The sequence below is a fragment of the Labrenzia sp. OB1 genome (assembly GCF_001624695.1).
In the GTDB taxonomy this organism is placed as follows: Bacteria; Pseudomonadota; Alphaproteobacteria; order Rhizobiales; family Stappiaceae; genus Roseibium.
Window position 1 is genome coordinate 107,647 of record NZ_JSEP01000010.1, and the last position, 23,534, is coordinate 131,180.

Genomic DNA, 23,534 nt, shown 5'->3' on the forward strand with positions numbered 1-23,534 from the left:
GCAATCAGTTGCCGGACAGACCGGTCGCCTCGATCAGGCGTTTTCATATTCGTCCCGCAGAAGCTCAAGATCCCTGCCGTAGAAATGGGGCGCCAGCAAAATGGCGCTCGACAGGATATGGGACTTGAGCGCATCGATTGTCTGCTGGACATCCTTCGCTTCCAGTGCGTCGAAAATGGCGCGATGCCGGGTGACGGGAGGCTCGGCCCAGGAGGCAGCCGGGCGGGGTGTCGGCAGCATGACGCGTTGCAGGATCATCGAGGTTCTGACGAGCGTGGGTTCCAGGATCGGCATCTCGGCAATCTGGAAAAGCTTCAGGTGCAGGAACCTGTCCACTTCTGCGCAGCCGAAGACGTCGCGCTGCATGCGGCACTCCTCGAACATGCGATCGAGTTCACGCAGTTCGGCCAACTGGCAGGACGTGACGCGCTTGACCGCCTCGGTAATACCTGTTGCTTCGACGTCGATACGCAGCTTCAGAAGCAGGCGTGCCTCCAAAATGCTCGGGTCCGTGACATAGGTTCCCTGGTACCCTCGCCGGATGACCAGACCATGTTGCTGAAGCTGCATCAGCGCTTCGCGAATCGTACCCTGGGAGCAGCCATAGTCATGAGCGAGCGACTGTTCGGTTATCGGGCTGTGCGATGTCATTTCACCGGTCAGGATCTTGCGCTTGAGATCCTGATAGACTGAGTCCGATTTGCGTGGCCGTTTGTCTCCCGCTTTCGGACTGGTCTGCAAATCCTGGTTCGCAGAAAGATGTATGTTCACGCCTTTGCCCTCGACAATACCAATTTTGAGCGGCAAGACCCGACAAACATGCAGATGGAGACCCATCGCACTGGCTGTTATTCGTCTACATCCGTTCCTCACCTCAAGGGGAGGAAGCGGTCGTTGGGGCGCGCTACTCTAATCCAGCCACTCTCCCGGTTTTCAGTCCCTGCTGCGTCTTTTCCCGGTCGAAATAGGGAACCCGAACGAATGCACAGATCAGGGACCAATCCAGGCTCGAAAGTCCGGTGGCTGATCAAAATTACAATGAATGCATTGTTTCTGGCTGTTCAATCAAAAGCAATTGTTTATTCAAAGCATTTAGTAAATAAATTGCGAGCGTGGAGGCTGATTTGCGGCGGATCCGGACGCTCGTGGACGCCGGAGCCTTTGTACGATTCCGGGTTTATGTGCACCCCTTGCGGTCATGCTGGATTTCGACAAGGAGGCAGGTCCGCGGCAATCTTCGACGCTGGCCTCGCCAAGCATAAAGAAGTCTTTTAAGCCGCCGCCTTTTCCAGGGCCGCCATCCAGTTCCTGAAAGCGATTTTTTCCAGCACCTGCGAACTGATTCCTCTGGCGTCCAGCACCTCCATGAGGCGGGCAAGGCCGGTTACGTCGCCCAGGTCCGTGGGCAACATGCAGCCATCGAAATCCGACCCGAAGGCCACACAGTCCTCTCCCATTCTGTCCAGAAGATAAGCCGCGTGATCGGCGAGAAGCTCCAGTGGTGTGTCGCGGGAAAAGCTTCCGTCAGGGCGCAGGAACGCCACGTGGAAATTGATTCCCACAAGCCCGCCGCTTTCCTTGATGGCATCAAGCTGCTTATCCGTCAGATTGCGGCTGCTGGCGCAGATTGAGTGGGCGTTGGAATGGCTCGCCACGATCGGGCGTTCGGTGATTCGGGCCACATCCCAGAAGCCCTTTTCGTTGAGGTGGGAAAGATCGAGCATGACGCCAAGCCTGTTGCAGGCCCGCACGAGATCCCGTCCGGCTCCGGTCAGGCCCGAACCGATGTCCGGGGAGGAGGGATGGGCCATTGGAACGCCGTATCCGAACGTATTCTCCCGGCTCCAGACAAGTCCGAGGGAACGCAGTCCGCGCTTGTGAAGCTCTTCCAACTGATAGAACTGAGGGTCGATAGCTTCCGCGCCTTCAATGTGAAGACTGATGGCAAGCTGTCCGTTTTCGATGGCTGACAGGTTTTCTTCAGGTGTCCGGCAGATCACCACGGCGCCATTGGAGTCCGCTGCGATCCGTTCCGCGCGTTCCAGAAGCCTCATGGTGAAATCGAGAGCCTGCTTTTGCGGAACCGGCTGAAAATTGACCGCATCCCTGGGATTGAAGGGCCGGGAGAAATCCTGCTGCGGATTTGAGGGAACGAACATTGCGAACAGCCCGCCGGCAGACCCGGCTTCCTGTGCACGTACAAAATCCAGATGGCCGTTGTCCGACCGGTCGAAAAAGCTGCGTTCGCTCCCCTTGATGGCCTCGATTTCCAGCTTGAGAAGCGTATCGTTGTGGCCGTCGAACACGGGAAACGGGGATTTGATCGTTTCGTTTTGCACGAATTTTCCTTGAAAAAACAGTCAGTCGCCGGTTGTTTGCCGTGGCCTAATCTAGGTATTCCGGCAAAGAATGTAAGGCACTTCTACGGAATGTGACTTGCAACTGTTGAAAAGGTGCCCCAAGAAAGAGCCGAAATTTCCGGAGGTTCCATGAAGCGCCAAGAAATGCCGTTCGAACAAGAGCAAGATGAGAAAGGCCGCAAGCTGGATCGTCGCATGTTTCTGGCCGGGGGGCTGGTCCTGGCCGGGGCTTCGCTTGCTGGCTGTCAGACGTATCCGGGGTTGCCGGATCAGGCTGAGCTGCCCGATGAGGAGTTCGATTACGCAGCGGCTTATGCGGCTTTGCCGGATGGCGACTACACCTGGCCGACGATCAACTACAAAAGCTTCGATCGCCAATACTGGCGGCAGGTGGTCGAGTACAAGACGCGCGAGAAGCCCGGCACGATCATCGTCGATCCCTACAACAATTTTCTCTACTGGACGCTCGGCAACAAGAAGGCCCTGCGCTACGGCATCGGCGTCGGCAAGGCCGGCTTCGCCTGGTCCGGAGATGCGCTGATCCGCGTCAAGCGGGAACATCCCATCTGGCGCCCTCCACGGGAAATGATCGCCCGCAAGCCCTCGCTAGAGCGCTATTGGGTGAACGGCTATCCGGCTGGCCTGAGAAATCCGCTCGGCGCGCGCGCAATGGATCTATGGCAGGGTGCGACCGATACGCTCTACCGCATTCATGGCACCAACCAGCCAACTTCCATCGGCAAGAGCGTTTCTTCCGGCTGTATCCGCATGTGGCAGCAGGATGTGATCGACCTGTTCGGCAGGGTGCCCCTGCGGACAAAAGTCATCGTTCTTGCGAAGGATCCGAACGCCGAGGCGTAAAGCGCTTGCGTTTCGTTTCAGCCTTCAGGATGGAGTGTCCCGTAGATACCACGTCCTGACGCGACGATCATTTGCCGATGAACGCATAAGTGCGTTCATCGGCGGGCCGGTTCAACCGGCTGGGCGTTCGAATGGCCCGGCAACCCCGATAAATTCAAACTTTCAGAGTGGCAGGGCCACGTCGTGAAACACGGTGCCGAAGTGGCAGATCGCGGCGGCGAGCACGAAGGCGTGCCAGATCGCGTTCTGGAAGGGCAGGCGCTTCCAGGCATAAAACAGAGTGCCGACCGTGTAGTGAAGCCCGCCCGCCAGAATCATGAAAAATCCGAATGTCGAGGCGCGTTCGATCAAGGGCTCTATGGCGAATACGACAACCCAGCCGAGCGCCAGATAAATCGGAACGGAGAGGCGCTCAAGGCCGCTCAGATGGGCCAGCCTGACGATTGCTCCCGTTAGGGCACCGGTCCACACGATGGCCAGAATAATACCACCTGTCCAGCCGCCGATGATGATGGCAGCCAGCGGCGTATAGGTGCCGGCAATCATCAGGAAGATGGCGGCGTGGTCAAATCGCCTGAGAAGGCCGCTCTTGTGATCTTTCGCCAGCATGTTGTAGAGCGCCGAGCAGATCAGCATTGCCATCAGGCACGCCGCATAGATCGTCACGGAAATCTGCCGTGCGGCGTCGCCGCTGTTCCACAGTGTAGCCGCCAGGATCACTGTCGCGGTCGCTCCGAGGCCGATCCCGACAACGTGTATGGCGCCGTCGGCGACGAATTCAGCGAGGCTCAAGGGTCTGGCTGTTGTTGTCGAACGGGGCTTGTCTGGATTGCTGTGCATTGTTCTGGGTCTGACGATCTTGCTGTCCGAACGGAAATTCGGAATTTCAGGCAACTTGTGTCGTGCCTGTCACTGGCATGAAGCCTGCGAATTATGGACAGGGCATGGCGACGGACGACACTCAAAGCCCATCGCCTGACCTATACAGACCTGTGGGGGGGTATGACAATGCGATCTTGAAGGCCGGTACGGGGCGGGCAACATCATCTTCAAATGAAACTATCTTGATATAAAGATAAATATAACCTATGTCCGGCGCGACAGGGCAATCTGATGCCCTAATTTTTGGAGACAGATCATGACTTCCCGTAAACCAGATCATCCCGTCAACGACTTGTTCGTCAATCGCTGGTCGCCGCGCGCCTTCGATGGCTCGGACATGCCCGAGACGGATCTGAAGACCATTCTGGAGGCCGCGCGCTGGGCGCCGTCGGCTTTCAACATTCAGCCGTGGCGTTTTGTCTATGCGCGCCGTGACGACGACAACTGGGGCAAGCTGCTGGAACTGCTGAACCCGTTCAACCTGGGCTGGGCGCAGCACGCTTCCGCGCTCGTCTTTCTTTTCTCGGACACGGAGATCGACGGCAAGGACGGGGATCCCAACCGGCCAAGCGGAACGCATTCCCTGGATGCCGGAGCCGCCTGGGCCCAGGCGGCCCTGCAGGCGTCGATTCTCGGCTATCACAGCCACGCTATGGCGGGCATTCTGAAAGATGAGGTTCATGAGAAACTCGGCGTTCCGGCCCGCTTCAAGGTCGAACTCGCGTTTGTTGTCGGAAGGCGCGGTGATGCCACGGTGCTGAACGAGGCATTGCAGGCCCGGGAAGTCCCGAGCCCGCGCAAGCCACTTGACGAGATTGCCTTTGCTGGCAACTGGGGCTGACCGCGAACTTGTGAATCCGCAACGAGGGACGTGCTGCTGCGGCAATCCGCGCAGTGCGTTTTTCTCGGGACCGGCGCAAGCTGTCCGCACAGGATTGGCGGAGCGTCCCATGAGCAAGAGTGACGAACTACCGGAGGAAAGCCTCCTCCACGCGTATGTCGCGTCAGGAGACTATCTGGATGTGTTTTCCGTTTCGCTTGAAGGGCGAACGGATTTACAGACAGCCGACATGCGGGTCGTGGCCGATCATATGCTCAATGCAGACATCGGCTGGATGAAGTCGTTGCTCGCGATGCGCGACAAGATGGCGGTGCCTCTCGGTATGAAGACCACGGCTGACCTGGCCCGTGATCAGCGGGCCGGTCCGGTTACAGAAAGACACGCCGGAGACAGAATCGGATTCTTCAAGGTCTATGACATTCGCGAGGACGAGATTGTTCTCGGTGAGAATGACTGGCATCAGGATTTCCGTCTGTCGATTTTCCGCACGTCAGGAGACCGGCCCCGGATTTTCGCGGCGACCTGCTGCAAGCGGCACAATGCCTTCGGCTATCTGTACCTTGCGCTGATCCTGCCATTTCACAGGAAGATCGTCACCACGGTGTTGGACACGGCTGTCGGATCACCGGTCCGGGGTGTCCAGGTGCCCGGTCTTGCGCCATAGGCGCGCCCCGCCGGCTGTCTCGACCTTCTGCCGGCTTCCCGGCGGCAGGCGCATCCAGGTGCCCTGCTCGTAGCGCCCGTCCTTGTCCTCGAAGCTGCCTTCGACGACGAAGTACTCTGCGCCTCCGGGAAAGTCCTGTTCCGCGAAGCGTGTCCCGCGCTCCCAATCGAGCATGACGACTTCCTCGTCCGGGCGCACGTGAAGCGGCAGGATGCTCTCGCCGGGCCGGCCGGCCTGCCAGCCGGTCGGGTCAAGCGTGTTGACCCTCACGAATGTATCGTCGTCCGGGCGCATCTGGCGCAGCTTGACGAGAATGACGGCTCCCGGTTCGCTGGCGGGCACATGCCGCGAACCGGGCGGATTGCGCACATACATGCCCTTGGGAAAGTCGCCGGTCTCGTCGGAAAAGATCCCGTCGAGAACCAGAAACTCCTCACCCAGATCATGGCTGTGGCCGGAGAAGGCGGATCCTGGCGCATAGCGCACCAGACTGGTTGCCCGGGCCACTTCTTCACCGTCCCTTTCCAGCATGCGCCGCTCCACCCCCCCCATGGGTGAAGGCACCCAATCGAGTTCGGTGCTGTCGACAACGACGCGCTGTGTCAGGTCCGCATGAATTTTCATTCTGAATGTCTCCCGTTCCAGGACACTTATAAGCCATCTGAAAAGCCCTGTTTCCAGAAATGGTGTCCCGGATCGGTAAATGAAGTGAATTGCTCTCAAATCGTGGTGAGAGACCGGCGGGACTTTGCGTGCGAAACGGTGGATTTCCGGGAAAACCCGGATATGCGGTGCCGGCAGCTTTGCATGAGGCGAGGAATCATGCTGACTACCGCACTGCACGAATTCACATGACGGAGTTTTCGCCGCACGGCGCAAGGCCGTGCCAGAAGTGGTCGCATGACGGTACAGATTGACATCGGAGAATTGACAAGCGGCGCGCGGGCCGGGCTCGATCTTGAAGAGCTGCTGGCCACCCGGCTTCTGGTCCAGGGCAATTCAGGCTCGGGAAAGTCGCATCTGCTGCGGCGTCTTCTTGAACAGTCCGCCAATTGGGTGCAACAGGCGATCATCGATCCGGAGGGCGATTTCGTCTCGCTGGCCGACAAGTTCGGACATGTTGTGGTCGACGCCGTCGGCACGGAAAAAGACCTGCAGATGATTGCTGCCAGGGTCCGCCAGCACCGGGTTTCGGTTGTACTGAACCTGGAAGGCCTCGATGCCGACCGCCAGATGAAGGCCGCGGCCACGTTCCTGGACGGGCTTTTCGATGCGGATCGCGACCTGTGGTATCCGATGGTCGTGGTCGTGGACGAGGCGCAGCTTTTTGCACCTTCCGCCGCCGGCGAGGTGACCGAGGAAGCCCGGCGGCGTTCACTCGGCGCCATGACGAACCTGATGTGCCGTGGCCGCAAGCGCGGACTTGCCGGAATTATAGCGACGCAGCGCCTGGCGAAACTCGCCAAGAACGTTGCAGCCGAAGCATCGAACTTCCTGATGGGGAGGACTTTCCTCGATATCGACATGGCCCGCGCGGCGGATCTGCTCGGTATGGAGCGCCGTCAGGCGGAAAGCTTCCGAAATCTCGACCGGGGTCATTTCATCGCTCTCGGGCCGGCGATGTCCCGCCGGCCGGTGCCGGTCAAGATCGGTCCCGTGGAGACCATGGGCCGGGGTGGAAGTCCGAAACTGATGCCCTTGCCGGAACAGCCTAAAGAAGATGCGATGGATCTCATCTTCACGCCTGGCACCGACGAAGTGCAGCCGGTGCGCCAGCGCTTTGCCGAGCCGGTCGTGTCAACCGGGGAGGTTCTGGACCAGCTGTCGAGCGCACAGCGGGCGGGGGAAGAGGCGGAGCCGCAGGCGGAAAGTCTTCTGGACTTCGGGGATCGGGAAGAAAAGATTGGCGGGATCATCGCGGAAATTCTCAGCGAGGAAGATGCCGCTTTCCAGCCGATTGCAACGCTCTATCAGGATTTCCAGGTCCGTTGCAGAATTGCCAAACTGCCCGGCGGTGCGCCCGACCTTCAGGTCTTCCGCGAAAAGCTTTCCGTCGCCCGGGCGGGTGTCGAAAAAGGCGAAATGGATGACGGTGCCTGGGCGCAGGCCGAACTGATTGCCGCCGAATTGCCTCAGGACATGCGCGGCGTCTACCTGCTGCTCGCCAAGGCGGCGCTCGGCAAGGCAGCCTGTCCCGGCAATCTGGAAATAGCCACCGCCTATGGCACCCGCTCTCCCGGCCGGGCGCGCTGGCTGTTGAGCCATATGGAAGAGCGCGGCTTTCTCGTCTGCGCCACCGACCTGCGCGGCAACCGCATTGTGACCCTCACGGACCTCGGCTGGCAGACCGCGCCGGGCGATGAGGCTGCGGCTTAGTTTCTGCCTGTTTTTTCGTGATTTTAGTTGTCAGGGGCGCTCGTCGAAAGACGGGACGGTTTCCAGATCGTGATCCCAGTCCGCCCGGCTGGTCGTAAAGATATGTGCGTTGGGTTTCATCGCAACCGGAGTGGCCAGGCAGCCGGCCGGAACCACCAGCCCGGTGCCGATTGCCTTTTCCCTGGAAAGTGCAGAGCCGCAGGTTGAACAGAAACTCTTGCCGAAGCGGGTGTCCGGCAGATGATAGACCTTGACGTTTTCCCGGCCGGAAATCCAGTGGATCGTACCATCGGGCGAGAACAGGTTGGATGCATGCGCCGAACCGCTGGACTGCCTGCACCTGGAGCAATGGCAAAGGAAGAAGCCCTCGAATGCGCCGTTGATACGAAACTTTACAGCGCCACAAAGGCAGGAACCGGAATGTGCGGTCATGGTTGTCAGCCTGGCGTTTGGAAGGGAGCCTTGATCTAACACGGCGCCGTCACTTCGCCAATTGATCAGATCGCCGGCCGCATCCGCCGCGCATGCGTCACCACGTTCACGGGTTTGGACGTCAAAAGGTAGTCGAGCTGTGACAATTCCAGTGTCAGGCTGTCGATCGTGCGGGTCAGGACGCTTTCAAGATAGCTGCCGGCTGGAGACCGGTCTCGGATGTCGATGGCGCGGTCGCGCGCCTTGCGCAGGTATTGCGTCATGGCGCGCACGTCTTCCGCCGTGACATCCGTCTCCCGCACCTCCGGTGAGGGGGCGGACGATGACAGCGCCACGGAATACAGCTCAAGGGTGGGGTCGGCCAGCCGCATGGGAAACCTCAAATGTTCATGTTATGTTCTTGTTTATATCGGTTTGTTCCCTTTGGTGCAAGCCGGATTCTGCTTCAACGGGAAAGGCCGGTGCCAGGAGAGATGGTACGCCTCAGAAATTTCTTGGGCGAATCCGGAAAGCTGAAATTTCATAATGCGTTAGCATTCAGGCCGGACAGCAACGGAGAGGTGCGCGGAAACCGTCTTGACGGTCAAAAGGTAAAAAGTTACATCTGTAACTAATTATCTCTCCGGACCGGGAGGACATCATGGACCAGAGAACGGACAGCAATCCGTACAAGGCGAATAGCCGCCGCAATGCATCTGATCTCGATTATATGCCGGGCTTCGGCAACGACTTCGAGACCGAAGCCCTGCCGGGTGCGCTGCCTCAGGGGATGAACAGCCCGCAGAAATGCGCCTATGGTCTTTACGGCGAACAGCTTTCCGGCACGGCTTTCACGGCTCCTTCCCATCAGAACGAGCGCACCTGGTGTTACCGCATACGCCCGTCGGTCAGGCACACCAGCAGGTTCAGCAAGATCGAGCTGCCTTTCTGGAAATCGGCTCCTAATATCTGCGAGGATGTGATTTCGCTCGGCCAGTACCGCTGGGACCCGGTTCCGCATTCGGGGCTGGATCTGACCTGGCTCACCGGCATGCACACCATGACGACGGCGGGCGATGTGAATACCCAGGTCGGCATGGCGAGCCATATCTATCTGGTCACCAAGTCCATGGAGGACGAGTATTTCTACTCCGCCGACAGTGAGCTTCTGGTCGTGCCGCAGGAAGGTTTCCTGCGATTTTGCACCGAACTCGGTGTGATCGAGCTGGAGCCAGGAGAAATCGCGATCCTGCCACGCGGACTGGTCTACAGGGTCGAGGTGATCGAGGGACCGGCCAGGGGGTTCGTCTGCGAAAATTACGGCCAGAAGTTCGAGTTGCCGGGCAGGGGGCCTATCGGAGCCAACTGCATGGCCAACCGCCGGGATTTCAAGACCCCGGTGGCCCATTTCGAAGATCGCGAGGTGGTGTCCACGCTGACGGTGAAATGGTGCGGCCGGTTCCATGAAACGAAGATTGGCCATTCGCCGCTGGACGTGGTTGCATGGCACGGAAATTACGCGCCCTGCAAGTATGATCTCAGCACCTATTGCCCGATTGGCGCGGTCCTGTTCGATCATCCCGATCCGTCCATTTTCACGGTGCTGACCGCGCCCTCCGGCGTCCCGGGAACCGCCAATATCGACTTCGTACTCTTCCGCGAACGCTGGATGGTTGCGGAAAACACCTTCCGTCCACCCTGGTATCACAAGAACATCATGTCCGAGCTGATGGGCAACATCTACGGACAGTATGATGCCAAGCCGCAGGGCTTCGTGCCCGGCGGCATGAGCCTGCACAACATGATGCTGCCGCACGGTCCCGACAAGAATGCCTTCGAAGGCGCCTCCAATGCGGACCTGAAGGCGGAAAAGCTCGACAATACGATGTCCTTCATGTTCGAGACCCGGTTCCCGCAGCAATTGACCGAGTTCGCCGCGAAGGAAGCACCCCTGCAGGACGACTATATTGACTGCTGGAATACGTTGGAAAAAAGATTTGACGGCACCCCGGAAGGGACCTGGGATAAGGCCGGAAAAAAGAAATGAGCGGGCCCAAAAAAGTTGGAAGGGTAAGATCGCCTGGTCCTTACCGGTTCGCTGGTATTGCCTGATTTCCGGCGCTTGCGGACTTCGCTTGAGACTGCGATCTTCTTTTTGTAAGGCCTCGCCGGATAGGGAGAGAAGATCGTCGCAGTAACCGGTGACGGGACGCGTCTTCGCCAGCACTTTCCAGTGGAACTGCCGGTCTTTGATGAAACGGATTTGCTGAAGGCGATGGACGCCTTCGCGGGAGAAACCATCGTCAGCCACGTCGGATTGACGATCACAGGAAGCGGATCGCACACATGAAACTGGCAACGCTCAAGGATGGCAGCCGAGACGGCAGGCTGGTGGTGGTCAATGACCGGCTCACCTGGTGCACCGAGGCGGGCCATATCGCCGCCACCCTCCAGGCGGCCCTGGACGATTGGGATCAGGTGGCGCCGAAACTGCAGCTGTTGTCCGAAAGCCTTTCCCATGAAGCGGTGCCGATGATCCGTTTTCACGAGCATGAGGCTCTCTCGCCGTTGCCGCGCGCCTATCAGTGGGCGGACGGTTCGGCCTTTGTCAATCATGTCGAGCTGGTGCGCAAGGCGCGCGGCGCCAAGATGCCCGACAGCTTCTGGACCGATCCGCTGATGTATCAGGGCGGGTCCGATACATTCCTCGCTCCGCGCGACCCGGTCAGCATGCGCGACGAGGCCTGGGGCATCGACATGGAAGGCGAAATCGCCGTCATAACAGACGACGTGCCTATGGGCGCAAGTCCGGCGGACGCCCGCGAGGCGATCCGGCTCGTCCTGCTGGTCAATGATGTCTCCCTGCGCGGGCTGATCCCGGCAGAGCTCTCCAAGGGGTTCGGTTTTTTCCAGGCCAAGCCGTCCTCCGCCTTTTCGCCGGTTGCCGTGACACCGGACGAACTCGGCGATGCCTGGAAGGGCGGAAAGCTGCATCTGCCGTTGCATGTCGACCTCAATGGCGCGCCTTTCGGCCGCGCGAACGCCGGCATCGACATGACCTTCGATTTCGGCGACCTGATCGCCCATGCCGCCAGAACGCGCAGTCTTTCAGCCGGAACGATCATCGGCTCCGGCACCGTTTCCAACAAACTCGACGGCGGCCCCGGAAAACCGCTGGACCAGGGCGGGGCGGGCTATTCCTGCATTGCCGAGCAGCGGGTCGTGGAAACCCTCCTGGAGGGGGATGCCAAAACCCCGTTCCTGAAATTCGGCGATACGGTGCGCATCGAGATGCTGGACAGCGACGGCCATTCGATTTTCGGCGCCATCGAGCAGACGGTTGAAAGAGCTGGCGCTTGAAGTCCGTCATTTCGGACAAGCGCAGCAAAACTGCGCGCAGATCCGCAATCCAGCGGTTCACTCGCGCGTCAGCGCGTCAGTGGTTTTGTGCGGGCAAGCCCGCGCTGAGACCCGGATACCAGATCGGCGCTCGGCTGCGCCTCACTTGTCTGGCATGACGAGTGCGAGATGAATGAGATTTGAGGAAAGAAACATGACCAAAAAATTCGCATCCGCCGGTGACATGGCCGAAAAGGAAATTTCCTTTACGGAAATCGGCCGGGACCTGTGGGCCTTTACCGCCGAGGGCGATCCGAATTCCGGCGTCATCATCGGCGACGACAGCGTGATGATCATCGAGGCGCAGGCAACGCCGCGCCTTGCCAGCAAGGTGATCGAGAAGGTGCGTTCGGTCACCGACAAGCCGATCACTCATCTGGCGCTGACCCATTATCACGCCGTGCGCGTGCTCGGGGCTTCGGCCTATGGCGCGCAAACCGTCATCATGAGTGAAAAGGCCCGCTCCATGGTCGCCGAACGCGGCCAGGAAGACTGGGACAGCGAGTTCGCCCGTTTCCCGCGCCTCTTTCAGGGGCACGAGAGCATTCCGGGTCTCACATGGCCCACGACAACGTTCAACGACCGCATGACGATCTATCTCGGCAAGCGCCGTGTCGACCTGATGTTTCTCGGTCGTGCTCATACCGCTGGCGACATGGTGGTTTACGTTCCCGATGCCAATGTGATGTTCACCGGCGACATCGTTGAATATCACTCGGCCTGCTATTGCGGCGACGGTCACTTCCACGACTGGCCGGGCACCCTGGAACGCATCCGCAATTTCAATCTCGATGCCATCGCACCCGGCCGTGGCGACGCGCTCATCGGTCCGCAGATGGTCAACGCGGCGCTCGACTCCACCCGGGATTTCGTCCGCTCGACCTACCTGCCGGTCGCCCGTGTCGCCCTGCGCGGCGGCTCCCTGAAGGAAGCCTGGGACGCATGCCGGGCGGCTTGCGACCCGAAATTCTCCGACTATGCGATCTATGAACATTGCCTGCCGTTCAACGTCGCCCGTGCCTATGACGAGGCGCTTGACATCGACACGCCGCGCATCTGGACGGCCGAGCGCGATGCCCAGATGTGGGCGGATCTGCAAGGCTAACCGATGAGCATTGCCCTGGAGCATCTCAGCCTGATGGCGCGCAACAATGCCTACGCCAACGACCGGCTTCTCGAGGCTTGCTGCGAGCTCGATCAGGCACAGTTTGCGGCCGAGCGCAGCGGCTTTTTTCCCTCGATCCGGGAAACCCTCAATCATATTTGCGAGGTCGACCGCTACTATCTCGATGCCCTGAAGGAGGAAGGGCGGGGCCGTTCGGTGTACGACGCGCCACCCATCGATACGGCAGCGGAGCTGAGAGCGGTTCAGCAGGGACTGGACCGGTCGCTCATCTCCTTTTGCGACGATCTGCGGGAAGCGGATCTGGAGCGGACTGTCGCACAGGATCGGAGTGAAAAGGGCAGGCATTTCGAAACGATCGGCACAACGCTGCTGCATCTGTTCCAGCATCAGGTCCATCACCGCGGTCAGGTTCACGCCATGCTGTCGGGGACAGGCGTCGCGCCGCCGCAACTGGACGAGTTCTTTCTGAAGTTCGAGCGCCATCCGGTGGCCGAAAGTTATCTTTGAAGCGGGAGCCGGGAGGAGAGCCTGTGACCAAATTGTTTGAAGCGCCGCTTTATCCGTACAAGCGCAGCGCTGATCAAGACGCCGGCAAGCCGGTGCGCCATCCCGTCATCATCGTCGGCGCGGGGCCGGTCGGCCTGGCCATGGCCATCGATCTTGCCCAGGCCGACATTCCGGTCGTCGTTCTGGACGACAACGACAAGGTCAGCTCCGGCTCGCGCGCGATCTGCTTTTCCAAACGGACGCTGGAAATCCTCGACCGCCTCGGCTGCGCTGACGAGCTGGTCAACAAGGGTGTCGTCTGGAACGTCGGCAAGGTGTTCTTCGGCGACCGGCAGGTCTACGAGTTCAACCTGTTGCCCGAGGAAGGCCACAAACACCCGGCTTTCATCAATCTGCAGCAGTATTATTGCGAGCTCTATCTGGTGGAGCGCATCCGGGCGCTGCAGGTGGCGGGCAAGCCGGTGGAATTGCGCGGCGGCAACAAGGTTGTCGGTCTCGACCGCAAGACGGACCATGCGGCCCTGAGCGTGCGCACCATGGACGGCGACTACGAACTGGAAGCCAACTGGCTGATTGCCTGCGACGGGGCCGGTTCGCCCACCCGCAAGATGCTCGGCCTGGAGTTCGATGGGCGCATTTTCGAGGACAATTTTCTCATCGCCGATGTGGTCATGAAAGCAGATTTTCCGACCGAACGCTGGTTCTGGTTCGATCCGCCCTTCAACCGGGACCAGTCGGCCCTGCTGCACAAACAGCCGGACGGCGTCTGGCGGATCGACCTGCAACTCGGCTGGCATGTCGACAAGGAAGAGGAAAAGAAACCGGAAAATGTCATTCCGCGGCTGAAAGCCATGCTGGGTGAGGGCGTCGAATTCGATCTGGAGTGGGTTTCCGTCTATTCCTTCCAGTGCTGCCGGATGGAGAAATTCCGCCATGGACGCGTGATCTTCGCCGGCGACAGTGCCCATCAGGTCTCGCCCTTCGGTGCGCGCGGCGCCAATTCCGGCTTTCAGGACATCGACAATCTCGGCTGGAAGCTGAAGCTGGTTCTTTCCGGCAAGGCGCCGGAAGCGCTGATTGAAACGTATGATTTCGAACGCGAGACGGCGGCGGACGAGAATATTCTCCAGAGCAGCCGCTCGACGGATTTCATCACGCCGAAATCGGAAATCAGCCGGATCTTCCGGGACGCGGTTCTGGATCTTTCCGAGCGTCATGCCTTTGCCCGGCCGATGGTGAATTCCGGACGTCTTTCCGTGCCCTGCACCTATGACAGCTCGCCGTTGAATGGGCCTGATGCGCAAGGATTGCCCGCCCGCACCCGTCCCGGCAGTCCTCCGGTGGATGCCCCGGCGGGCCGCTCGTGGCTGCTGGAGGGAACCGACGGCGACTTCACGCTTCTGGGGCTGGGCATCGAGGTGCCGGCACAAACCGAACTTCTGGGCGTGCCGCTGAAGGGTCTGACTATTGCGCATGAGGACATCGGGCCGGAACTCAGGGCGCGCTATCTGGGGGAAGCCGAGGAGGCGGTCTACCTGATACGTCCCGACCAGCATGTCGCGGCCCGCTGGAGGTCGCTTAACTGGGAAGACGTAACGGCCGCGCTGTCGATCGCGCTCGGCAAGGGAAGGGAGATCTGATGGCGGATATCGTCACCACACCTAATCTGAAGGAGCCGGACACCTTCTACGCCGATCTTCTGACGGCACACGAAGGCCTCACCAAGGAAGAGAGCGACGCTTATAACGCCCGTCTGATCCTGCTGATGGCCAATCAGATCGGCGATCACGCGGTGTTGAAGAAACTGCTCGACGAAGCGCGCATGAGGACCGGCAGCGCCTGATCCTGAATGCCGCGTGATGACCGGCCTCGGCAGTTCCGGGCAAGCGATCAAAGATATTTGGTCGTGTAGATGCCGTAGAAGGCCTCCACTTCGAACTGGAAGCCAACGTCCCTGTTGTGCAGAACTTTCCCGGTAGCGGGATCGATAACGGTTGCATTGGGCTGTGTTGTTCCGTCGACGATATAATCGCCCCAGTGGACCATTTCGTGCAGAAGTGTTGCCCTCATGATGAGGTCATAGGCCTTGGAAACCCGGTAGTCCGGATCCAGCCCATCGAATTCCCGGCAGAAGGACCGGCTGAGGAATACCTTGTCGCGATTGCATTTCAGGGCTGGCCGGTATTGACCATAGGCCTTCATGGTCCTGAAATTGATTTCTGGAGCCAGGTTGTTGATGGTCAGGGCATTGATTGCCTGCATGTGAGAGAGCTGGCTGTATTTCTTGAATGCGTTGAAAATCCTGTCGTTGCCCCGGATTTCCGGAAGCTCCCGCTGAACCCAGTAGGCCAGATTGGGGAAATGCCGCTCCAGACGGCCACTGATCTTCATGACATCGAATCTTTCAAAAAAAATGCCGCCGTGCGCCTGAAAATGCTTTGTATCGTCCGGCAGCGGAATCTTGCGGCGACGGACGGACACACTCGGATCTTTGAAGCTTAGCCGAGCAATCGGTTTGTGCAGTGATAACCGTCACATAAGCCCCGAAACGCGCCGCCGGAAATTTGTGGTGCGGGATGAAGAGGTCTAAGTGCATCGGGTTTTTCACAGTGCGTACATTTTGCGACACAATTTCGATTGTTGGATTTGGGCTCATGGCGTAGACAATTTTCACAGGGGGCATATGTAAAAATACACAGCATTTATTGCTGAAACTGAGGGGATGTGTGCGTGTCGGTTTGGAAACAGTTCTTGCTGACTCTGCTCGTGATCGGCATCGCGGCGGTGATCTGGGTTCGCTATTATCCGGGCGCCGGGGCGCATTTGTCCGCTCTCGGCCTGGACTGGCTGTCCTTTGCGGTGGCCGAGGTCTCGCCGGATGAAGATGGAAAACCAAGGCGCGGACGGGGTGCGCCGCAGGGCGCGGTTGTCACCACGCCGGTTGTGACGGTCACCATCAACGATCGTCTCTCCGCGATCGGCACCAGCATTGCCCTGCAGTCCGTCGCCCTCACGCCCTTTACCAGCGGCCGGATGACCGAAATCCTGGTGAAGTCCGGCGCGACCGTGAAGCCGGGGGACGTGATCGCCCGGCTCGATTTCGATGCCGAAGAGATTGCCGTCGAGCGCGCGGCCAATGCGCTCAAGGATGCGGAAGCCCGCCTCCAGCGCATGCAGGCGCTGCTCAAGACCAACACGGCGACTGCCGTTCAGGTCACCGATGCCGACCTTGAGGTTGAAAACGCGCGGCTGCATCTTCAGGAAGCCCAATTGGCACTGTCGCGGCGTTCGGTCGAAACGCCTATCGGCGGGGTCGTAGGCATTCTGCCCATCACCGCCGGCAACTACGTCTCCTCGCAGACGGTTATCGCCACCATCGACGACCGCAGCGAAATCCTTGTCGATTTCTGGGTTCCAGAACGCTACGCCTCCGCGATCCTGGTCGGTTCGCCTTTGACCGCGACCTCCGTGGCGCGTCCGGGTGAAACTTTCTCCGGCGTGATCAGCGCCGTAGACAACCGGATCGACATCGACAGCCGAACGCTCCAGGTGCGCGCGCGCATTCCCAACAGGGCCGACAAGTTGCGGGCCGGCATGTCGTTTCAGGTGGCGATGACATTTCCCGGCGACGAATTCCCGGCGGTGGATCCGCTTGCCGTGCAATGGGGGTCGGATGGCGCCTTCGTATGGGCCGTGCGTGACGGCAAGGGTGCCCGTGTGCCCGTCAACATCATCCAGCGCAACACCGACAGCGTGCTGGTCGATGGGCCGCTTACGCTCGCGGATGAAGTCGTGACCGAAGGCATTCACCTCGTGCGCCAGGGCGCGGAGCTGGCAATTGCAGACAGAAAGCAGGCCCCGGCTTCGGATGCGCCGCCCAGGCCGACATCGACCGAAAGCGGTTCGTAAGGGATTGTGAGAATGCGATGAAGATTGATCGTCTCAAGAACCTCGGTTTTACCGGACTGTTCGTCCGTCGTCCCGTTTTGGCTTTCGTGATCAACATGCTGATCGTCGTGGCCGGTGTTGCCGCGATCTTCGGCGTCGAGGTACGTGAATTGCCTGACGTGGACCGGCCGGTCATCACCGTCAGCACCGACTATCCCGCAGCTGCCGCCGAAACCATTGACCGCGAGGTCACGGGCGTCATCGAGGGGGCTGTCGCGCGCGTTTCCGGTGTCAAGTCGATCTCTTCCGCGTCGTCTTTCGGCCGCAGCCGCGTCACCGTCGAATTCGCCGACGATGTCGATCTCGACGTCGCCGCCTCCGACATGCGCGATGCGCTGGGCCGCATCGTCAACGATCTGCCGGAAGACGCTGATCCTTCCCGGATCATCAAGGCGGACGCCAATGCGCAGCCTGTCGTGCGGCTCGGACTGATCTCCGACACCATGACCGTCGAGGATATGACCGTCCTGGTCGAGGACGAGATCGCCGATACGCTCGCCTCCGTTCCCGGTGTCGCCGATGTCGCGGTTTATGGCGACCGCAGCAAGATCTTCCGCATCGACATCGATCAGGCCAAGATGGCCAGCCTCAATCTGACGATTGCCGATGTCGCCATCGCGCTATCGTCCATGGCCTTCGATACGCCAGCCGGATCCCTGACCAGCCGCGATCAGGACCTGATCGTCCGCGCCACCGCCGCGATAGATACGCCGGAGGCGTTCGAGAACATCATCGTAAACCGGCGTGCCCGGCTGCGGGACTTCGTCACCGTGACGCTCGGGCCGGATCTCGGCCAGACCCAACTGCGCGCCAACGGCAAGTCGGGCATCGGTCTCGGTGTCATTCGTTCCGCACAGTCGAACACGCTGGAGATATCGGAAGGCGTGCGCGCCGCGGCGGATCGCATCCAGGAAAATCTGCCGTCGGGTACATCCATCGAAGTAACCAGCGACGATGCCACCTTCATCAACGGCGCCATTCACGAGGTCGAGATCGCCCTGGCGATTGCCGTCAGCATTGTCCTGCTGATCATCTTTATTTTCCTGTGGGACTGGCGCGCGACGCTCATTCCCGGTGTCTCTCTGCCTGTCGCCCTGATCGGTACTCTGGCGGCCATATATCTTGCCGGCTTCTCCATCAACATCCTGACTCTGCTGGCGCTGGTGCTGGCCACCGGGCTGGTGGTGGACGACGCGATCGTGGTGCTTGAAAACATCGTGCGGCGGCGCAACGAGGGGATCGGCCCGCGTGCGGCCGCGGTTCTTGGAACGGAAGAGGTGTTCTTCGCGGTTCTGGCGACAACGGCGACGCTGATCGCCGTTTTCGTGCCCCTGTCGTTCCTGCCGGGACAGACCGGTGGCCTGTTCCGGGAATTCGGCTTCGTGCTCGCCATCGCCGTGTTCCTGTCGTCCATTGTCGCCCTGTCGCTGTGTCCGATGCTTGCCTCGCGCATCCTGAAGGCCCACTCCGGTGAGGAGAAGTCGGGCCACAGCGGCCCGGTTGGCGCCTTCGGGCGTTTTCTCGGTCGCCTTTACGGACGCTGTTTGAAGGTCTGCCTCGACGCGCCGCTCGTGGTCGTGACGGTGTCTGTCCTCTTCGCCGCATCGGCAGGGGTTCTCTTCGGCTCGATCAAGTCGGAACTGACCCCGACGGAAGATCGCTCCATCGCCTTTCTGCGCATTTCCGCGCCGCAAGGCGTCAGTCTGGATTATCTGTCCCAGGAGATGCGGCAGATCGAGAACCTGCTGCAGCCCTATCGCGACAGCGGTGAAATCATCAGCACCTTTTCCATTGCCGGATCCGGCGGCACCAAGAACCGCGGCTTCATGGTGATGCGGCTGGCCCCCTGGGATGAGCGGTCCCGCTCCCAGCAGCAGATCCTGTCGGAAGTCAATGCGCTGGTACGCGATGTTCCGGGCGTGCGCGCCTTCGCCTTCCAGCCCAACAGCCTGGGCATCCGGGGAGCGGGTTCCGGCCTGCAGTTCGCCGTTGCCGGCAGCGACTACGCCCGTCTCGGTGCTTCCGCGGAAAGCATCATCTCGGTGATGGAACAGGATCCGCGTTTCCGCCAGGTGCGCTTGTCGACGGAAGCCACACAGCCGCAGCTTTCGGTCTCCATCGACCGGGAACGCGCCTCCGATCTGGGCATCGACATCAACGGCCTCGGCTCGGCCATGCAGGCGATGCTCGACGGACGCAAGATCGGCCAGGTGTTCATCAACGACCAGGCCTTCGACGTGAAGTTCGTCTCCACTACCAACCCGGTCAACGACCCGACGGACATGGAGAACATTTTCATCAGGACCGGCGACGGCCGTTTCGTTCCGGTCTCCACTATCGCCACGTTGACCGAAAAGGCTGTGCCGCCGTCCCTGACCCGCGAGCAGCAGCTGCGCGCCGTCGCCATCACCTCCGCGCTCGCACCCGGGGTCGCCCTCGGCGATGCCTATGCGGCGGCGCAGGAGATCGCTGAGCCGCTTCTGCCGCCCGGCGCCCGCATCATTCCGCTTGCCGAAACCGCGACGCTGGGCGAGCAGTCATCGAGCATGGCGCGCACTTTCGGATTTGCCATCGTCATCATCCTGCTGGTGCTGGCCGCGCAGTTCGAAAGCTTCATCAGCGCCATCATCATCATGGCGACCGTTCCGCTGGGCCTTGCCTGCGCGGTGTTCGCCATGTTGCTGACCGGCACGACGCTGAATGTCTATTCGCAGATCGGGCTTGTGCTCTTAGTGGGCATCATGGCCAAGAACGGCATTCTGATCGTCGAATTCGCCAACCAGTTGCGCGATCGCGGCCAGAGCGTGCGCGAGGCGATTGAAAACGCCGCCAATATCCGTCTGCGGCCGGTGATGATGACGATGATCTGTACGATCGTCGGCGGTGTGCCGCTGATCATGGCCAGCGGCGCCGGCGCGGAGGCGCGCATCGCGCTCGGTTATGTCATCGTCGGTGGCCTGGGCCTTGCGACCGCGTCCACGCTGTTCCTGACCCCGGTCGCCTATCTCCTCCTCGGCCGTTTCATCGTCCCCGCCGCCCAGGAGGAGGAACGTCTCCACAACGAGATCGACGCCGCAAGATTGATCGGCCAGGTGCCGGGTGAGTAGGGCGCATCCGAACGGCCTTGTGAGTGATATGGCATCGGAGCGCCCGCAGGTTCGCGGAGCGGGCAAAGGTGCCGGAGCTGTCACCTCGATCCGTGCCGGCAGGTCAGACCGGTTCGCTAAAACAATGTGACGAGAATGGACCCATGTAAAATCGGTCGGAGTGCGAGGATGCGAACCTCCGTCCCTCGTCCCGAACGGGAAATACTCCTCCCAAATGCCCATATCGCAGGATCCAAGTTCATTGTCGGTGAGGGCAGATTGTCGCGCCTACAGGCGCGTGTTCAGCCAGCGAATTTTGTGGCTTTAGCTTTTTCTCCTCAGGCTTCTATCATCGCAAATCGCCACACTTATTTGGCGCTATCAAATACAAGGCACTCCTCAAACAGCCGGCAACCTCAGGTCCACCAGGGACAGCGCCAACTGGTTCGCAAATCGAGCCGGCGCGACCGGCAGGATGCGGCCCTTCATTTGCAGAAGTGAGAGCTTGCCGTAGGGCACGTCCCTCTCTCCCAGCGGGAAAATGGCGAAACGATCATCCCCGTCGATGTTCAACCCAATGGGAAACTGGAAGCCGACGGCCTGATCGTTCAGCACGTAGTGGCGCATGAATTCGAAGGAATCCGCCTCGATTGAGGGCGCCAGTTTCTGCGACATGCGGCCGACTGCGAGATCAAGCAGGTACCGGATCCCGATGGCCGGTGGTGGAACCACGTGAGGATAGGCAAGACAGTCCCGCAGGCGCAGCTTCTCCCGCCCGGCGAGAGGATGGTCCCTGCTCATCACCGCGCAGACGGGCTGCTCGATCGACAGGATGACATCGAACTCGGCGTGATGCCGGGGTTCGAACACCAGGGCGAGGTCACTTTGGTAGCTGCGCAGATCCTCCTCGGCCGCATCGCGATCCCGGACATGGACAGAAAAACTCACACCGGAATGCTCGCGCCGGTATTCGGCGATTTCCCTTGGCATGAAATAGGGCTGGATCGCCTGAGAACAGGCAATAGAGACATGACCCCGGCGGACACCGGACAGATCCGCGACCTGGGCGCGAACCCGTTCAAGATCGGACATTTGCGACCGGATGTGCTGGATCAGCAACTCTCCTGCCGGATTGAGCCGTACCCCGCGCGGCAGCCTCTCGAAGATCGGAGCGCCGAATTCTTCCTCGAAGCCCTGGATGCGCCGATTGAGAGCCGAGGAGGTGATGTTCATATCCTCCGCGGCTTTGCGAATTGATCCTGCCTTGGCGACGGCTTCGATCAGGAGCAGCGTTTGAAGGTGTTTCATTTACAGTGACTTATAATGAGCGCTGCAAATTAGGAAGCACAAAGCTGCAAAAATAGCAATAGAAGTACTCACTAAATCCGCGCATCGTGACCCCAATGGGAAGGGCTGACTTCCGCTTTCCTGCAACGAGGGGAAAAACATGCGAATTGATACTTCACGGCGCGGCTTTCTGAAGGGCGCGGGCGCGACAGCGCTGAGCGCATCCGTGCTTCCGTTTCTGAAAGTCCTGCCGGCGTCCGCAGCAGGTAGCGATGTTGTGGTGGCCGTGACCGGCCAGACCATCAACAGCCTCGACATTCACCGTACCGGAACCAACCGGCCAAGCTATCAGGTTGCCGTCAATGTTTACGACCGTCTGGTCAGTTTCGGTACCAAGACGCTGGAAGACGGCAGCCTCTCGTACGACTACTCGGTGATCGAGCCGGAGATCGCCGAGAGCTGGGAATTCGTCGACGACGGCATGGCAATCGTCTTCAAGTTGCGCCCGGAGGGCAAGTTCCAGGACGGATCGCCGATCACGGCTCAGGACGTGAAATGGTCCCTCGACCGGGCCGTCAGCGTTGGCGGGTTCCCGACGGTCCAGATGAAGGCCGGCTCGCTGGAAAATCCCGAGCAGTTCGAGGTGGTTGACGACCTCACCTTCAAGATCAAACTCCTCAGGAAATCCAAGCTGACGCTTCCGGACCTCGCAGTTCCGGTGCCGATGATCATCAACTCCAGGGTCGCCCTGGAACATGCGACCGATGAAGATCCCTGGGCGATGGAGTACCTCCACAAGAACCCGGCCGGTTCCGGTGCCTTCAAGGTGGCCGCCTGGAAGCCGGGTGAGCAGCTTGTCTACGAGCGCAACGACAACTGGACATCGGGCCCCGTCCCGGCAGTCAAGCGGGTGGTGCTGCGCGAGGTTCCGAGCCCGGCGACACGGCGGGCCCTTCTGGAACGTGGCGACGTCAACATGTCCTTCAACATGCCAAACAAGGATGCGAAGGAGCTTTCCGACAAGGACGGCATTACCATCGCGACCACGCCGATCGAGAACGCTATCTATTGCCTGTGTCCGAACCTTGCCTTCGAACCGTTCAAGGACAAGAAGGTCCGGCAGGCGATCGCATTTTCCGTTCCTTACGAGGAGGTCTTCCAGACGGCCGCCTATGGCCGTGGCGCGCCCATGTGGGGCGGGGAGGGGCCCAGCCCGTCCGACATCGCCTGGCCGCAGAAGTTCCCCTATGCAACAGATCTCGACAAGGCCAAGGCGCTGCTCGAGGAAGCCGGATACGGCAGCGGCTTCGAAGTGCCGCTCTCGATCTCGCTGAGCCAGGCGGACTGGATGGAACCTGCCGCGCTCCTGATCCAGGAGAACCTCGCCAAGGTCGGCATCAAGGCCACCATCGAAAAGATCCCCGGCGCGAACTGGCGCACGGCGTCCCTCGTTGAAAAGCGCCTGCCGCTGCACCTGGAGACCTTCGGCGGCTGGCTGAACTACCCGTGCTACTACTTCTTCTGGGCGTATCTGGAAGGCCATCTGTTCAACTCCTCGAACTACCGCAACGAGGAAATCGAGGCCCTTACGGCCGAGACCCTGCACATGTCGGTCGAGGACCCGGCCTATGCGCCCAAGATCAAGCGCATGATCGAGATCGCCTGGGACGAGGTGCCCCGGATCGCCCTGTGGCAGCCGGCGCTCAACGTGGGAACGCATGAACTCAGCGGCTACGAGTACTGGTTCCACCGCCAGCTCGACATCCGCGGTCTGAAAAAGGCCTGA

21 protein-coding genes are annotated in these 23,534 nt (G+C 60.2%); 13 read left to right on the plus strand and 8 right to left on the minus strand.

All coding sequences use genetic code 11. The features are described from left to right. Positions 1-33 precede the first annotated feature (33 nt). On the minus strand, positions 34-771 hold the full coding sequence (locus OA90_RS15055; RefSeq protein ID WP_199823720.1) for a GntR family transcriptional regulator: 738 nt from the start codon (positions 769-771) through the stop codon (positions 34-36). Positions 772-1,271: 500 nt separating this feature from the next. Then, entirely contained in the window at positions 1,272-2,339 is a 1,068-nt protein-coding gene (locus OA90_RS15060) for a dipeptidase (RefSeq protein ID WP_068413340.1), read from the minus strand. A gap of 150 nt (positions 2,340-2,489) precedes the next feature. Between OA90_RS15060 and OA90_RS15065 the strand changes: the two genes are divergently transcribed. Then, positions 2,490-3,221 (plus strand): L,D-transpeptidase, encoded by a 732-nt coding sequence (locus OA90_RS15065; protein WP_068413659.1) that lies wholly within the window; start codon positions 2,490-2,492, stop codon positions 3,219-3,221. Between the two features lie 162 nt (positions 3,222-3,383). Here OA90_RS15065 and OA90_RS15070 read toward each other — a convergent pair whose 3' ends face one another. Continuing rightward, positions 3,384-4,013 (minus strand): hemolysin III family protein, encoded by a 630-nt coding sequence (locus OA90_RS15070; protein ID WP_208986149.1) that lies wholly within the window; start codon positions 4,011-4,013, stop codon positions 3,384-3,386. A 346-nt stretch (positions 4,014-4,359) separates the two neighbouring features. On the opposite strand from OA90_RS15070, the gene OA90_RS15075 reads away from it, so the two are divergent. Together OA90_RS15075 and OA90_RS15080 are read left to right on the plus strand one after the other, a co-directional pair. Continuing rightward, positions 4,360-4,944 (plus strand): nitroreductase family protein, encoded by a 585-nt coding sequence (locus OA90_RS15075; protein WP_068413347.1) that lies wholly within the window; start codon positions 4,360-4,362, stop codon positions 4,942-4,944. A 109-nt stretch (positions 4,945-5,053) separates the two neighbouring features. Continuing rightward, positions 5,054-5,608, plus strand: a complete 555-nt coding sequence (locus OA90_RS15080; RefSeq protein ID WP_068413351.1) for a DUF2867 domain-containing protein — start codon at positions 5,054-5,056, stop codon at positions 5,606-5,608. On the opposite strand, the gene OA90_RS15085 is transcribed toward OA90_RS15080, so the two are convergent. Next, on the minus strand, positions 5,567-6,232 hold the full coding sequence (locus OA90_RS15085) for a cupin domain-containing protein (protein ID WP_068413354.1): 666 nt from the start codon (positions 6,230-6,232) through the stop codon (positions 5,567-5,569). The genes OA90_RS15080 and OA90_RS15085 overlap by 42 nt on opposite strands. A 276-nt stretch (positions 6,233-6,508) precedes the next feature. Between OA90_RS15085 and OA90_RS15090 the strand changes: the two genes are divergently transcribed. Next, positions 6,509-7,984, plus strand: coding sequence for an ATP-binding protein (locus OA90_RS15090; RefSeq protein WP_068413357.1), 1,476 nt, complete (start codon positions 6,509-6,511; stop codon positions 7,982-7,984). Between the two features lie 30 nt (positions 7,985-8,014). Here OA90_RS15090 and OA90_RS15095 read toward each other — a convergent pair whose 3' ends face one another. Both OA90_RS15095 and OA90_RS15100 read right to left on the minus strand, forming a co-directional pair. Further along, positions 8,015-8,416: a GFA family protein gene (locus OA90_RS15095; RefSeq protein ID WP_068413360.1), complete on the minus strand. Its 402-nt coding sequence runs from the start codon at positions 8,414-8,416 to the stop codon at positions 8,015-8,017. Positions 8,417-8,481: 65 nt separating this feature from the next. Further along, positions 8,482-8,787 (minus strand): hypothetical protein, encoded by a 306-nt coding sequence (locus tag OA90_RS15100; protein ID WP_068413362.1) that lies wholly within the window; start codon positions 8,785-8,787, stop codon positions 8,482-8,484. 269 nt (positions 8,788-9,056) lie between these two features. Between OA90_RS15100 and hmgA the strand changes: the two genes are divergently transcribed. The 6 genes from hmgA to OA90_RS15130 all read left to right on the plus strand — a co-directional run bounded on the left by hmgA (position 9,057) and on the right by OA90_RS15130 (position 15,270). Next, on the plus strand, positions 9,057-10,442 hold the full coding sequence (gene hmgA, locus OA90_RS15105; protein ID WP_068413365.1) for a homogentisate 1,2-dioxygenase: 1,386 nt from the start codon (positions 9,057-9,059) through the stop codon (positions 10,440-10,442). Positions 10,443-10,741: 299 nt separating this feature from the next. Beyond that, complete coding sequence (locus tag OA90_RS15110) at positions 10,742-11,755, plus strand: fumarylacetoacetate hydrolase family protein (protein ID WP_068413368.1); 1,014 nt, start codon at positions 10,742-10,744, stop codon at positions 11,753-11,755. A gap of 193 nt (positions 11,756-11,948) precedes the next feature. Continuing rightward, on the plus strand, positions 11,949-12,899 hold the full coding sequence (locus tag OA90_RS15115; RefSeq protein ID WP_068413371.1) for an MBL fold metallo-hydrolase: 951 nt from the start codon (positions 11,949-11,951) through the stop codon (positions 12,897-12,899). Positions 12,900-12,902: 3 nt separating this feature from the next. After that, a complete protein-coding gene (locus tag OA90_RS15120; RefSeq protein WP_068413374.1) occupies positions 12,903-13,427 on the plus strand; it encodes a DinB family protein in 525 nt (174 codons plus the stop codon). A 23-nt stretch (positions 13,428-13,450) separates the two neighbouring features. Further along, positions 13,451-15,067, plus strand: a complete 1,617-nt coding sequence (locus OA90_RS15125) for an FAD-dependent oxidoreductase (RefSeq protein WP_068413378.1) — start codon at positions 13,451-13,453, stop codon at positions 15,065-15,067. Next, positions 15,067-15,270 carry a DUF2783 domain-containing protein gene (locus OA90_RS15130; protein ID WP_068413381.1) on the plus strand — a complete coding sequence of 68 codons (204 nt, stop codon included), beginning with the start codon at positions 15,067-15,069 and terminating at the stop codon, positions 15,268-15,270. Before OA90_RS15125 ends, OA90_RS15130 begins: the two co-directional genes overlap by 1 nt. A gap of 47 nt (positions 15,271-15,317) precedes the next feature. Here the strand turns inward: OA90_RS15130 and OA90_RS15135 are convergent, their stop codons facing one another. Next, positions 15,318-15,818, minus strand: coding sequence for a hypothetical protein (locus OA90_RS15135; RefSeq protein ID WP_156510513.1), 501 nt, complete (start codon positions 15,816-15,818; stop codon positions 15,318-15,320). Positions 15,819-16,178: 360 nt separating this feature from the next. Here OA90_RS15135 and OA90_RS15140 point away from each other — a divergent pair, with 360 nt between their 5' ends. Beyond that, positions 16,179-17,336, plus strand: a complete 1,158-nt coding sequence (locus OA90_RS15140; RefSeq protein WP_347876837.1) for an efflux RND transporter periplasmic adaptor subunit — start codon at positions 16,179-16,181, stop codon at positions 17,334-17,336. Positions 17,337-17,353: 17 nt separating this feature from the next. Next, positions 17,354-20,482, plus strand: a complete 3,129-nt coding sequence (locus tag OA90_RS15145; RefSeq protein ID WP_068413390.1) for an efflux RND transporter permease subunit — start codon at positions 17,354-17,356, stop codon at positions 20,480-20,482. 378 nt (positions 20,483-20,860) lie between these two features. Here OA90_RS15145 and OA90_RS15150 read toward each other — a convergent pair whose 3' ends face one another. Further along, positions 20,861-21,769: a LysR family transcriptional regulator gene (locus OA90_RS15150; RefSeq protein ID WP_068413392.1), complete on the minus strand. Its 909-nt coding sequence runs from the start codon at positions 21,767-21,769 to the stop codon at positions 20,861-20,863. Positions 21,770-21,908: 139 nt separating this feature from the next. On the opposite strand from OA90_RS15150, the gene OA90_RS15155 reads away from it, so the two are divergent. Further along, the gene (locus tag OA90_RS15155; protein ID WP_068413395.1) at positions 21,909-23,534 is read left to right on the plus strand and encodes an ABC transporter substrate-binding protein; all 1,626 of its coding nucleotides are present in this window, start codon (positions 21,909-21,911) and stop codon (positions 23,532-23,534) included.